The sequence below is a fragment of the Pseudomonas sp. R2-7-07 genome, from assembly GCF_003852355.1.
Taxonomy (GTDB): domain Bacteria; phylum Pseudomonadota; class Gammaproteobacteria; order Pseudomonadales; family Pseudomonadaceae; genus Aquipseudomonas.
In genome coordinates, this window is the sequence record NZ_CP027759.1 from 1,999,567 (window position 1) to 2,011,626 (window position 12,060).

12 protein-coding genes are annotated in these 12,060 nt (G+C 58.8%); 8 read left to right on the plus strand and 4 right to left on the minus strand.

Going from position 1 to position 12,060, the window contains the following annotated elements:
• The first annotated feature begins 16 nt into the window (after positions 1–16).
• Positions 17–931: a DUF808 domain-containing protein gene (locus C4J86_RS09190; RefSeq protein WP_124370165.1), complete on the plus strand. Its 915-nt coding sequence runs from the start codon at positions 17–19 to the stop codon at positions 929–931.
• A 158-nt stretch (positions 932–1,089) separates the two neighbouring features.
• On the plus strand, positions 1,090–1,437 hold the full coding sequence (locus C4J86_RS09195) for a DUF805 domain-containing protein (protein ID WP_124370166.1): 348 nt from the start codon (positions 1,090–1,092) through the stop codon (positions 1,435–1,437).
• A 220-nt stretch (positions 1,438–1,657) separates the two neighbouring features.
• On the opposite strand, the gene C4J86_RS09200 is transcribed toward C4J86_RS09195, so the two are convergent.
• Together C4J86_RS09200 and C4J86_RS09205 are read right to left on the minus strand one after the other, a co-directional pair.
• The gene (locus C4J86_RS09200) at positions 1,658–2,446 is read right to left on the minus strand and encodes a VacJ family lipoprotein (protein WP_124366425.1); all 789 of its coding nucleotides are present in this window, start codon (positions 2,444–2,446) and stop codon (positions 1,658–1,660) included.
• On the minus strand, positions 2,439–3,737 hold the full coding sequence (locus tag C4J86_RS09205) for a serine/threonine protein kinase (protein ID WP_124370167.1): 1,299 nt from the start codon (positions 3,735–3,737) through the stop codon (positions 2,439–2,441). The genes C4J86_RS09200 and C4J86_RS09205 overlap by 8 nt, the downstream gene beginning before the upstream one ends.
• A 235-nt stretch (positions 3,738–3,972) precedes the next feature.
• On the opposite strand from C4J86_RS09205, the gene C4J86_RS09210 reads away from it, so the two are divergent.
• On the plus strand, positions 3,973–4,341 hold the full coding sequence (locus tag C4J86_RS09210) for a hypothetical protein (RefSeq protein WP_124370168.1): 369 nt from the start codon (positions 3,973–3,975) through the stop codon (positions 4,339–4,341).
• 119 nt (positions 4,342–4,460) lie between these two features.
• Here C4J86_RS09210 and C4J86_RS09215 read toward each other — a convergent pair whose 3' ends face one another.
• Positions 4,461–6,014, minus strand: a complete 1,554-nt coding sequence (locus C4J86_RS09215; protein ID WP_124370169.1) for a glycosyl hydrolase family 17 protein — start codon at positions 6,012–6,014, stop codon at positions 4,461–4,463.
• Between the two features lie 333 nt (positions 6,015–6,347).
• Here C4J86_RS09215 and C4J86_RS09220 point away from each other — a divergent pair, with 333 nt between their 5' ends.
• The 3 genes from C4J86_RS09220 (at position 6,348) to C4J86_RS09230 (ending at position 9,427) form a co-directional block, all read left to right on the plus strand.
• A complete protein-coding gene (locus tag C4J86_RS09220; protein WP_003233255.1) occupies positions 6,348–7,199 on the plus strand; it encodes a glycine betaine ABC transporter substrate-binding protein in 852 nt (283 codons plus the stop codon).
• A 261-nt stretch (positions 7,200–7,460) separates the two neighbouring features.
• Entirely contained in the window at positions 7,461–7,772 is a 312-nt protein-coding gene (locus tag C4J86_RS09225) for a DUF485 domain-containing protein (RefSeq protein ID WP_124361973.1), read from the plus strand.
• Positions 7,769–9,427, plus strand: a complete 1,659-nt coding sequence (locus tag C4J86_RS09230; protein WP_124361974.1) for a cation acetate symporter — start codon at positions 7,769–7,771, stop codon at positions 9,425–9,427. Before C4J86_RS09225 ends, C4J86_RS09230 begins: the two co-directional genes overlap by 4 nt.
• Before the next feature lie 238 nt (positions 9,428–9,665).
• Here C4J86_RS09230 and gltA read toward each other — a convergent pair whose 3' ends face one another.
• On the minus strand, positions 9,666–10,955 hold the full coding sequence (gltA, locus tag C4J86_RS09235; protein WP_124361975.1) for a citrate synthase: 1,290 nt from the start codon (positions 10,953–10,955) through the stop codon (positions 9,666–9,668).
• Between the two features lie 365 nt (positions 10,956–11,320).
• Here gltA and sdhC point away from each other — a divergent pair, with 365 nt between their 5' ends.
• Together sdhC and sdhD are read left to right on the plus strand one after the other, a co-directional pair.
• Positions 11,321–11,695, plus strand: a complete 375-nt coding sequence (gene sdhC, locus C4J86_RS09240; protein WP_124361976.1) for a succinate dehydrogenase, cytochrome b556 subunit — start codon at positions 11,321–11,323, stop codon at positions 11,693–11,695.
• The gene (gene sdhD / locus C4J86_RS09245; protein WP_003233245.1) at positions 11,689–12,057 is read left to right on the plus strand and encodes a succinate dehydrogenase, hydrophobic membrane anchor protein; all 369 of its coding nucleotides are present in this window, start codon (positions 11,689–11,691) and stop codon (positions 12,055–12,057) included. Before sdhC ends, sdhD begins: the two co-directional genes overlap by 7 nt.
• Positions 12,058–12,060: the final 3 nt, after the last annotated feature.

The following is a 12,060-nucleotide window of genomic DNA, read 5'->3' on the forward strand; positions in this document are numbered from 1 at the left end:
TACGGATACCCGATTCATGGCAGGAAGCAGCTTGTTGGTTTTGCTCGACGATATCGCCGCGGTACTCGATGACGTTGCACTGATGACAAAAATGGCGGCGAAGAAAACCTCGGGTGTGCTCGGTGATGACCTGGCGCTCAACGCCCAGCAAGTTTCCGGCGTGCGCGCCGAGCGCGAAATTCCCGTGGTGTGGGCGGTGGCCAAGGGCTCTTTCGTCAACAAGTTGATCCTGGTGCCCACGGCGTTGTTGATCAGCGCCTTCGCCCCCAGGGCTGTGACCCCGTTATTGATGCTGGGCGGCGCTTACCTGTGCTTCGAAGGTTTTGAAAAACTCGCGCACAAGTTCCTGCACAGCAAGGCAGAAGACCAGGCCGATCACGCGCAGTTAAGCGAAGCGGTGGCCGACCCGGCGACGGACCTGGTGGCCTTCGAAAAGGACAAGATCAAAGGCGCGATCCGCACTGACTTCATCCTGTCGGCCGAAATCATCGCCATCACCCTGGGCATCGTCGCTGACGCCCAGCTTACCCAGCAGGTGATCGTGCTGTCGGGCATCGCCATTGTCATGACCGCAGGCGTCTACGGGTTGGTCGCGGGTATCGTAAAGCTCGACGACCTTGGGCTGTGGCTGACACAGAAGCCGGGCCAAGTGGCGCGCAGTATTGGCGGCGCCATCTTGAGTGCGGCACCGTACATGATGAAAAGCCTGTCGGTGATCGGCACGGCGGCGATGTTCATGGTCGGCGGCGGGATCCTGACTCATGGCGTGCCGGTGGTGCATCATTGGATCGAAACCGTGAGCCAGAACACCGGGGCGCTGGCGTGGTTGATGCCGACATTGCTGAATGCGGTGGCGGGGATTATTGCAGGGGCCGTCGTGCTGGCGGTTGTATCAATACTTGGCAAAGCATGGCGAGCAGCGAAACGCTGATTAGTTCGCATCGAGTACAGCTTGAAACGCTGTTTAAGCTTAATCCTACAGTTCGATTTTTCAGGCATTTATAGGATGCGTTGCGCTTCTTCATGTGTAGAGGCGCGATAAAAAAATGGATCGACAGGGGGTTAAGGATGAACTGGTGTTTTCAAGCGATGAAAAACTATATCAAGTTCAGTGGGCGAGCCTGTAGAAGAGAGTACTGGGCGTTTGTGGTGATGGACATCATGGTGATTTGGGGCTCTATTTTGATAGCGTACCTGGCAGATGTTTCTTCGAGTCCTTGGTTTATCGTCCCATTTGGCTTTTATGTGCTGTTTATGATCCCCCCTGCGGTGTCAGTGACATTCCGGAGGCTTCATGATGTGAACATCACGGGGGCGTATGCACTTTGGTTTTTGATACCGGTCGTTGGTTTTATAATGGTGTCCATCCAGTTGCTCACTCAGGGCGATAAGGGGAATAACGATTACGGTGTACCTCCTAATAAAAATGTCAGCTAAGTAATTGAGTAAAGCCAGTGCAATAAAAAAGGCCATTCAGTCGAATGGCCTTTTTTGTGGTCAAGAGATGATCGTTCCCTCGCTCCGCGTGGGAATGCATCCCGTGACGCTCCGCGTCACTCTTGCGCAGGTGCTGGATTTTGCGCTGAAAGCGGGACGCGGAGCGTCCTGGGTGGCATTCCCACGCGGAGCGTGAGAACGATCTTGTAAGGGGCGCTGTTTACTCGGCAATCTGCAACTTGCGCGATTCCGTGTAGATATAGCGCACCTTCTCATACTCGAACGGCGAGTTCATCTGGCCGTAGCGGAAGCTGGTCTGGTAGCGCTTGTCTACGGCGCGCAGGGCCCAGATTTCCGGGTGGTTGGAGCTGACCTCGGACACGTTGAGGAAGTTGATCTGCGACTCGGCGGTGTAGTCCACCAGCAAGCCTGCGGTATCGCGCAGGTTCGACGGGCCGAAGATCGGCAGAACCACGTAGGCGCCGCCCGGCACACCGTAGAAGCCCAGGGTCTGACCGAAATCTTCGCTCTGGCGCGGCAGGCCCATGGCGGTGGCCGGGTCCCACAGGCCGGCGATGCCGATAGTGGTGTTGACCAGCAGGCGTCCGGTGGTCTCCAGGGAGCGATGGCCCTTGAGTTGCAGCAGGCTGTTCAACAGGTTGGGCACATCGCCCAGGTTGTTGAAGAAATTGCTCACGCCGGTGCGCAGGAAGCTCGGTGTGACGTAGCGGTAACCGTCCACTACCGGCAGGAACACCCATTGGTCGAAGCGATAGTTGAAGTGGTACACGCGGCGGTTCCACGACTCCAGTGGATCGTAGACGTTGAGCGCGGTCAGCGACGAGCGCTCGAATTCACGCTGGTCCAGGCCGGCGTTGAACTTGAGTTTGGTCAACGGCTCCTTGAAACCGTCGGCATCGACCTTGACCGGTTCATGGGCCTTGCTGTTGTCGGCATTGGCCACGCCCGCGCACATCAGTGCGGCAAGCAGCAGAAGATATTTAGCCACGGAAGAACTCCAGCATGGCGTCGGCGTTGACGCGGTAATTGAGGTTGCCGCAGTGGCCGCCCAGCGGGTAGACGGTCAAGCGATCGCCGAAGGTTTTACGCAGGAAACCCAGGTCGCCCGGGCCCAGAATCACGTCGTCGGCGTTGTGCATCACGGCGATCTTCGGGCTGGCGTGCAGGTAGTCCTTGAGCGCGTACAGGCTGACCTGGTCAACCAGTTGCAGCAGGCTGCCGCCGTCGGAGCGGGCGCGCCACATCGGGATCACCTGTTCGGTGAGGTAGCAGTCGAAGTCGCACTGCAGGGCACGCTTGAGGAACGGCGTGAGGCTGGTGCCTTCGGTGATCGGGTATTTCGGCGGGATGATCAGGCCGCGACGGTTGATCAAGTCCGAGGTAAAGGCGATGTCGGCAGCGGAGAAACGGAACGAGGTGCCGATCAGCATGGCCATCTGTTCGTTGGTCAGGTGCTGCTTGGATTGCTGGAAGTCGTAGAGCAGGGCGTCGTTGAGGTCGATGTAGCCCTTTTGCTGGAAGTAGCGGGTCAGCTTGCTCAGCACCAGCTCATAGAAGGTGGTGGTGTTGTTGATGCCCTTGACCTCGGTCTGTACCAGCTTGTCGAGGTTGGTGATCGAGGTGTAGAGGTTGACCGGTGGGTTGAGCAGCAGGACTTTCTTGAAGTTGAAGCTGCGACGGGTTTCGTCGAGCTTGCTGACAAACGCCGCGTCCAGGGCGCCCAGGCTATAGCCGGTCAGGTAAAAGTCGGTGACTGGCAGCGAGGCGTTCTGCGCGCGCACGGCTTGCATCACGCGGTACATGTCTTCGGCGTCTTCCTGGGTGATGCCCGGGGTGGCGAAGCGCGACGCGGCGCTGATGAAGTCGAAGCTGGTTGGCGACGACAGCTGCACAACGTGGTAGCCGGCCTGGTAATACAGTTTCTTCAGGTATTCATTGATGCTGCTGTCAAACCGCGCACCGGTGCCGGCGATCAGGAAGATCAGCGGCGCGGCGCGGTCCTGCTTGGCAATGCGGTAGGTGAGTTTCTTTACCGCCCAGAAGTTGTCCGGCAGGCTGAACTCGCGCTCGGGGCGCATGTTCAAGGTGTAGTCGGATTGATTGATCTGGTCGTCAGTCGGCAGGGTTGGCCGAAGATCGGGCGGCGTGGTGGCGATGGTCGCTTCGAACGGGTTCGTCAAAGGGTAGCCATAGCTGGCCTGGTCGATATCGACGGCCAGTGCTGACGCACTCAAAAAAAGGCTGCCCAGCAAGGCAGCACAGCGCAAGGAACGGAGCATGACTTAATCCCTAGGAGGAAAGGTGCTGAATGAAATTCGCAGGCTATGACCACCGCGTTGCCACCGAAGTGCCAGCCCTCGGCACGAAAAGTCGGAAAAAAACGTCGGAATCGGAGTAATAGCTGGCAGAAGATACACTTTGCCACGCATTGATGAACAGATATCTGCGCAGACACCTTGCTAACGGCCGCCGTGGGATTAAGCTGAGCGCCGTTTTTGCCTATCGGAGTGCCCCATGTCCCGTCGTTTGCCGTTGATCCTGCTGCTTATCGCCCTGCCGTTATGGTTGGCGGCCAGTTACGCCGCGCGTTACGGCTTCATGGAAGACGGGCAGTGGGTCGGCATCTGTGCGGATGAGGCCAGCCGTTGGGAATGCCAGGTGCGTTCGAACCTGGGCTTGATGATTCATTTCAAGGTACTGGGCTGGGGCGCGCTGGTGACCTCGGTGCTGGCGTTTTTCGTGCCGGGCCGGGTGGGATGGAGCCTGGCGGTGCTGGGGCTGGTGTTTGGGCTGCCGGCGCTGGCGTTGTACAACACCACGTTTGCAGTGTTTGCGGTGGTGATTGCGGGGTTGCGGTTGGTCAGGAAGCCTCGCGTCGCCTGACAGGGCAATCGGGGGCAAGTCGAACCGTCGCACCGCCCCTCCCACAGTTGATTGGGTTCACACATTTCCATTTGTGAATACGGTCAAATGTGGGAGGGGGCTTGCCCCCGATGGCGGTGTTAGGACTTGCGCACTCGCAAGCAACGCCACAAAGCTGCAACCATCATCACACTCACCACCGCCCACCCCCACGCCTGCTGATTCAATAAACCTTCCCGGAACAGCTGCGGCGCAATGCCGGCACCGATGATGAAGGCCAGCAACGCAATCTCCCGACGCGGCCCGCTCACCGGGCGCACCAGGTACACCAGGGCAGGCAACACCAGTGCCGCGCTGGGGAAGCTGCGATAACGCGGGTCAAACACCAGCGCCAGCATCATCACCGCACCGGCAAAGCCGGCAATCGCCACCAGCCAGCCCGCACGTTGCTGCAGCCAGTTGAATGCGCGTTCACGCCAGCCGTCCCTGGCGCTGAGTGCCAGGGCGGCGTGGGCCAGTACCAGCAAGTTCAACACCACCAGCAAGCCGGCCCACACCCATTCATCATTAAAGCGCGCGGTGACGCGGGTCAATTCGGCCCAGGTGCCGAGGGAGCATGCGGCAATCGCACCCAGCAGCGGCAGTGCGAGGGCCGCGCGGGTTGTGCGCACGCGCCCGCCTAAAACCAATGTGCCCAGCAGAATCATCCCACCAACGCCCAACCACAGCGGCCAGTACGGTACGTTGCTGACTGGCCCGGCGAGGGTGCCCTTGTCCTGGCGATCAGCATCGAACAGGCCCCAATAACCGCCCACTGCGCCTTCACTGGCGCGCTTCCAGGGCTGGTCAAAGGCTTCGATCAGGTTGTAACGCCAGCCATTGGCTTCGGCCATGGCGACAAAACCACGCATGAACTTGGCTTCGTTGACCCGGCTTGGCAAGGCAGTTTCGCGCTGGCGGCCTTCACTGGGCCAACCGGTTTCGCCGATCAGGATGTCCTTGGGCGCGAACTTGTGACCGAAGGTCTGGCGCACATCGCCTACGTGCTTGAGCGCCTGGTCGATGCCGGACGGCTCATCTTCCCAGTACGGCAGCAGGTGAATGGTCAGGAAATCCACCGCCGGGGCAATTTCCGGGTGTTGCAGCCAGAACTCCCACACATCGGCGTAGGTGACCGGTTGCTTGATCTGGCGCTTGACCGTTTGGATCAGCGTCACCAGTTGTTTGGCGGTGACTTCCTTGCGCAACAGCGCTTCGTTGCCGACGATCACCGAGGTCACTACGTCCGGGTTGGCATTGGCCGCCGTGATCAACTCGTCGATTTCCTTTTGAGTGGCTACCGGGTCACTGCTGACCCAGGCGCCGGCCATCACCTTCAAGCCATGCTTGCGCGCCATGCCCGGCAAGGCTTCCAGGCCGGTCATGGAATAGGTGCGGATGCATTCAAAGCGTGTGGCCAGCAGCGCCAGGTCGGCGTCCATGCGCTCGGGGCGCAGCTGGAATGGCTGGTCGAACGGCGACTGGTCCTTGTCGAACGGCGTATAGGACGCACATTGCAGCTTGTGGCTGGCGCTCGCCACATCCGGCAGCACCACCGGCCGGCCGAGGCCATACCAGTAGCCGACGAGGGCAAGCAAGCCAAGGATCAAGGCGAAAACATAGGGCAGGGCAGGGAGGCGGGCAGTCGCGGGCATGGTCGGCTTATCTGGGGGAGCAAAGGCGCGCATCTTACCCGTAATTGTCGCGTTCCAGTGGGGCCGCATACTTTTGACATGCAAAGTTCGGGCGGGAACAGGTGGGCAAGTCCTACAAAGTGGTCTGCTGGCGATGTGATGTCGTTTCTTGCTCAACCAAGGTCGCTGACAGAGCAGGGCAAAGGCCTACGCAGGTTGATGATAAAACTGTCAGTACTCCACTGATGCCTCAGCAACCGGATCGATGCGCGTGAAGGGGGCGCGGTGCACCGTATAACAACAGGTTGACGTCGCTCGGCATTCGTCGGGCGCAGCACTTTCGGGGAAGTACATATGAAGATGCGACGACTCTTGGGCGCAGCTGCCACTCTGGTAGTTGCGATGGGCTCCACGCTGGCCAGCGCCGACAGCAAAACCCTGAGCATCGGTTACGTGGACGGCTGGTCCGACAGCGTTGCCACCACCCATGTGGCGGCAGAAGTGATCAAGCAGAAGCTCGGCTATGACGTGAAACTGCAAGCGGTCGCCACCGGGATCATGTGGCAGGGCGTTGCCACCGGCAAGCTCGACGCCATGCTGTCCGCCTGGCTGCCGGTGACTCACGGTGAATACTGGACCAAGAACAAGGATAAAGTGGTCGACTACGGCCCCAACTTCAAGGATGCAAAAATTGGCTTGATCGTGCCGGAGTACGTCAAGGCCAAGTCCATCGAAGACCTCAAGACCGACACCACGTTTAAAAACAAGATCGTCGGCATCGACGCCGGTTCAGGCGTGATGCTCAAGACCGACGAAGCCATCAAGCAATACGGCCTCGACTACAAACTGCAAGCCAGCTCGGGCGCCGCAATGATCGCCGAACTGACCCGCGCCGAAGACAAGCAGGAATCCATCGCCGTCACCGGTTGGGTGCCGCACTGGATGTTTGCCAAGTGGAAACTGCGTTTCCTGGATGACCCAAAAGGAATTTATGGTGCTGCTGAAACCGTCAACAGCATTGGCAGCAAGGGCCTGGAGAAGAAAGCGCCGGAAGTCGCGGCCTTCCTGAAGAAGTTCCAGTGGGCCTCCAAGGATGAAATCGGTGAAGTCATGCTCGCTATCCAGGAGGGCGCCAAGCCTGATGCAGCGGCCAAGGATTGGGTGGCCAAGCACCCTGAGCGTGTCGCTGAGTGGACCGCTAAGTAACTTTCCCTGTTGATGCAATACCCTGTGGGAGGGGGCTTGCCCCCGATGGCGATGGTTCAGTCAGAGCATTCTTGGCTGACCTACCGCCATCGGGAGCAAGCCCCCTCCCACATTAGTTTTGCACCACCTCAAATTTTTCTGTGCTCCAGCAATCCCTCGCTACACTCGATCTACTACTAAGGTCGTCTGGAACCCTTTCCACAGCCGCATACAGTGGATACGTTCCAATAATAAAAAAGCTGTGCTGCGAGGATAAAAACAATGAACGACAGCATTTACCTCTCGATTCAAAACAGCCCGCGTTTCAAGGAGCTGGTCAGAAAAAGAGAAAAGTTCGCCTGGATTCTCTCGGCGATCATGCTAGGGCTTTACTCCGGTTTCATCCTGTTGATTGCCTACGGGCCACACGTGCTGGGGGCCAAGATCAGCCCCGGCTCGTCGATTACCTGGGGCATTCCCCTGGGCGTCGGACTGATTGTGTCCGCCTTCATCCTGACCGGCATCTACGTACGCCGGGCCAATGGCGAATTTGACGACCTGAACAATGCGATTCTCAAGGAGGCTGCGCAATGATTCGGCGTCTATTAGCGGTACTCGGCGCTTCGCTGTTTGCTCCGGCCCTCTGGGCGGCCGACGCATTGACCGGCGAAGTGCAAAAGCAACCCCTGAATGTCTCGGCCATCGTGATGTTTGTCGCGTTCGTCGGCGCTACCCTTTGCATCACCTACTGGGCGTCCAAGCGCAACAAATCGGCGGCCGACTACTATGCGGCCGGCGGCAAGATCACCGGTTTCCAGAACGGCCTGGCGATTGCCGGCGACTACATGTCGGCGGCGTCCTTCCTGGGGATTTCCGCGCTGGTGTTCACCTCCGGCTACGACGGCCTGATCTATTCGATCGGCTTCCTGGTAGGCTGGCCGATCATTCTGTTCCTGATCGCCGAGCGCCTGCGTAACCTGGGCAAGTACACCTTTGCTGACGTGGCGTCCTATCGCCTCGGGCAAACCCAGATCCGCAGCCTGTCGGCCTGTGGTTCGCTGGTGGTGGTAGCGTTCTACCTGATCGCGCAGATGGTCGGCGCGGGCAAGCTGATCCAACTGCTGTTCGGCCTCGATTACCACGTTGCGGTGATCCTGGTCGGTATCCTGATGTGCATGTACGTGCTGTTCGGCGGCATGCTGGCGACCACCTGGGTGCAGATCATCAAGGCGGTGCTGCTGCTGTCCGGTGCCTCGTTCATGGCGCTGATGGTGATGAAGCACGTCAACTTCGACTTCAACATGCTGTTTTCCGAGGCGATCAAGGTTCACCCCAAAGGTGAAGCGATCATGAGTCCGGGCGGCCTGGTGAAAGATCCGATCTCGGCGTTCTCCCTGGGGCTGGCGCTGATGTTCGGTACTGCGGGCCTGCCGCACATCCTGATGCGCTTCTTCACTGTGAGCGACGCCAAGGAAGCGCGTAAGAGCGTGCTGTATGCCACCGGCTTTATCGGCTACTTCTATATCCTCACGTTCATCATCGGCTTTGGCGCGATCCTGCTGGTCAGCACCAACCCGGCGTTCAAGGATGCAGCAGGCGCCTTGCTGGGGGGCAACAACATGGCGGCGGTGCACCTGGCCAACGCGGTGGGCGGCAGTATCTTCCTGGGCTTCATCTCGGCCGTGGCCTTCGCCACCATCCTTGCGGTGGTTGCCGGCCTGACCCTGGCCGGTGCCTCGGCGGTGTCCCATGACCTGTATGCCAGCGTGATCAAGAAGGGCAAGGCCAACGAGAAAGATGAGATTCGTGTGTCGAAGATCACCACGGTCGCCCTGGCAGTGCTGGCTATCGGTCTGGGTATCCTGTTCGAAAGCCAGAACATCGCGTTCATGGTCGGCCTGGCGTTCTCGATTGCGGCCAGCTGTAACTTCCCTGTGCTGCTGCTTTCCATGTACTGGAAAAACCTCACCACCCGTGGCGCCATGATCGGCGGCTGGCTGGGCTTGATCAGCGCCGTGGGCCTGATGATCCTGGGCCCGACCATCTGGGTGTCGATCCTGCACCACGAGAAGGCGATCTTCCCGTATGAATACCCGGCGTTGTTCTCGATGATCATCGCGTTCGTGGGTATCTGGTTCTTCTCCATCACCGACAAGTCGGCGGCGGCAGAGAAAGAGCGTGCGCTGTACTTCCCGCAGTTTGTGCGTTCGCAGACTGGCCTGGGGGCGAGTGGGGCGGTTAACCACTAAGCCTGTAGCTGGATGAGAAATGCCCCGGTCGAAAGGCTGGGGTATTTTTTTGCCTTGGATTTAGTGGTGTCTGGGTGATGGTCATCGGGAGCAAGCCCCCTCCCACAGTTGACCGAGTTCCAACATGAGAATGCGGTCAACTGTGGGAGGGGCTTGCTCCCGATAGCGGTATGTCAGGCGACCCAAACAAAAACGGCCTCCACTGAGGGAGGCCGTTTTCAATACAGCTGGGCAATGCTTACTTGCGATCTTCCAGCTTGGTAATGTCACGCGACTCGTAGCCGGTGTACAGCTGGCGCGGGCGGCCAATCTTGTACGGGCTCGAGAGCATTTCCTTCCAGTGGGAGATCCAGCCCACGGTCCGCGCCAGGGCGAAGATCACGGTGAACATGCTGGTTGGAATGCCGATCGCCTTGAGGATGATCCCCGAGTAGAAGTCGACGTTCGGGTACAGCGAGCGTTCGATGAAGTATGGGTCGGTCAGGGCGATCTCTTCCAGGCGCATGGCCAGTTCGAGTTGCGGATCGTTCTTGATACCCAGTTCCTTCAACACTTCGTCGCAGGTCTGCTTCATTACGGTGGCGCGCGGGTCGCGGTTCTTGTAGACCCGGTGACCGAAGCCCATCAACTTGAACGGATCGTTCTTGTCCTTGGCCTTGGCGATGAAGGTGTCGATGTTGGACACATCGCCGATTTCATCGAGCATGGTCAAGACGGCTTCGTTCGCACCGCCGTGGGCGGGGCCCCAGAGTGCGGCGATACCGGCGGCGATACAGGCGAACGGGTTGGCACCCGACGAACCTGCCAGACGCACGGTAGAGGTGGAGGCGTTCTGCTCGTGGTCGGCGTGGAGGATGAAGATCCGGTCCATTGCCTTGGCCAGCACCGGGCTGATCGGTTTGATCTCGCACGGGGTGTTGAACATCATGTGCAGGAAGTTTTCCGCGTACGTCAGGTCGTTGCGCGGGTACATCATGGGTTGGCCCATGGAGTACTTGTAAACCATCGCGGCCAGGGTTGGCATTTTGGCGACCAGGCGGATCGCGGAAATTTCGCGATGCTCGGCGTTATTGATGTCCAGGGAGTCGTGATAGAAGGCCGACAGGGCGCCGACCACGCCGCACATGACGGCCATCGGGTGGGCGTCGCGACGGAAGCCGTTGAAGAAGGTCTTCAACTGCTCGTGAACCATGGTGTGGTTCTTCACGGTGCTGACGAACTGGGCCTTTTGCTCGGCTGTTGGCAGTTCGCCATTTAGCAGCAGGTAGCAGGTTTCCAGGTAGTCCGACTGTTCAGCCAGTTGTTCGATCGGGTAGCCGCGGTGCAGCAGGATGCCATTGTCGCCGTCGATATAGGTGATCTTCGACTCGCAAGAAGCGGTCGACATGAAGCCTGGGTCGAAAGTGAAACGGCCCGTGGCCGTCAGGCCCCGTACGTCGATAACATCGGGACCAACGGTGCCGGTTAAAATGGGCAGCTCGACGGGGGCTGCGCCCTCGATGATCAACTGCGCTTTTTTGTCAGCCATGTGGCCTCCTATTTATGCTTCAAATCATCAGACAGACCCCCCACGCAGGGCCCGCACCACTATAGTGAGATAAATTCAGATGTCAATTTGCCTAAAGTCTTGCTCCAGAAGGCTTTAACCGTACTTTTTCGTCGAAATTGCCTGCCATTTACGCCTTTTATCGCGTCAGCGCAATCAGCTATTAGGGTGAGGTGTGCGCGTTGTCATTAGTAACCTAACTGTCTATACTCGGCCACCGACCGCCAAGGGCTTTTGGGCTTGCTTTCATTGGGGGTCGCACTCCCTGGGTGGTGCTTACCTGACCAGTCGCACTCCCCAACAACTTTGCCCTGATTGTTAGGGGCTCTTCAGTGTGAAAAAAAGCCGTGAATAGCCAACGACCTGTAAACCTAGACCTAAGGACCATCAAACTCCCCATCACCGGCGTTACGTCGTTCCTGCACCGTGTTTCCGGCATCATCCTGTTCCTGGGCCTGGGCATCATGCTTTACGCATTGAGCAAATCCCTGGGTTCCGCGGAAGGTTACGCCGAGGTGAAGGCAACCTTGACCAGCCCACTGGCCAAGTTCGTAGCGTGGGGCCTGCTGTCCGCTCTGCTGTATCACCTGGTAGCCGGTGTGCGCCACTTGATCATGGATGCGGGTATCGGTGAGACGCTGGAAGGCGGCCGCCTGGGCTCGAAAATCATCATCGCCATTTCCGTGGTGCTGATCGTTCTGGCAGGAGTTTGGATATGGTAACCAGCGTAACGAATCTGTCGCGTTCGGGCCTCTATGACTGGATGGCACAGCGTGTGTCTGCGGTCGTTCTCGCGGCTTATTTCATTTTCCTGATCGGATACCTCGTCGCAAACCCGGGCATCGGCTACGAGCAATGGCACGGCCTGTTCGCCCACAATGCGATGCGAATCTTCAGTCTGCTGGCCCTTGTGGCCCTGGGCGCTCACGCCTGGGTCGGCATGTGGACCATCGCGACCGACTACCTGACGCCAATGGCGCTGGGCAAGTCCGCGACCGCAGTCCGTTTCCTCTTCCAGGCAGTATGCGGCATCGCGATGTTCGCTTACTTCGTCTGGGGTGTGCAGATTCTTTGGGGTATCTGATTC

What these genes read in the sequence shown, in the direction of transcription:
- C4J86_RS09210 (WP_124370168.1), top strand. Translation starts at nt 3,973, where the DNA reads ATGTCCCGTCGTTTGCCGTTGATCCTGCTGCTTATCGCCCTGCCGTTA.
- C4J86_RS09215 (WP_124370169.1), bottom strand. Translation starts at nt 6,014, where the DNA reads ATGCCCGCGACTGCCCGCCTCCCTGCCCTGCCCTATGTTTTCGCCTTG.
- C4J86_RS09195 (WP_124370166.1), top strand. Translation starts at nt 1,090, where the DNA reads ATGAAAAACTATATCAAGTTCAGTGGGCGAGCCTGTAGAAGAGAGTAC.
- sdhD (WP_003233245.1), top strand. Translation starts at nt 11,689, where the DNA reads ATGGTAACCAGCGTAACGAATCTGTCGCGTTCGGGCCTCTATGACTGG.
- C4J86_RS09205 (WP_124370167.1), bottom strand. Translation starts at nt 3,737, where the DNA reads ATGCTCCGTTCCTTGCGCTGTGCTGCCTTGCTGGGCAGCCTTTTTTTG.
- C4J86_RS09220 (WP_003233255.1), top strand. Translation starts at nt 6,348, where the DNA reads ATGAAGATGCGACGACTCTTGGGCGCAGCTGCCACTCTGGTAGTTGCG.
- C4J86_RS09225 (WP_124361973.1), top strand. Translation starts at nt 7,461, where the DNA reads ATGAACGACAGCATTTACCTCTCGATTCAAAACAGCCCGCGTTTCAAG.
- gltA (WP_124361975.1), bottom strand. Translation starts at nt 10,955, where the DNA reads ATGGCTGACAAAAAAGCGCAGTTGATCATCGAGGGCGCAGCCCCCGTC.
- C4J86_RS09190 (WP_124370165.1), top strand. Translation starts at nt 17, where the DNA reads ATGGCAGGAAGCAGCTTGTTGGTTTTGCTCGACGATATCGCCGCGGTA.
- C4J86_RS09230 (WP_124361974.1), top strand. Translation starts at nt 7,769, where the DNA reads ATGATTCGGCGTCTATTAGCGGTACTCGGCGCTTCGCTGTTTGCTCCG.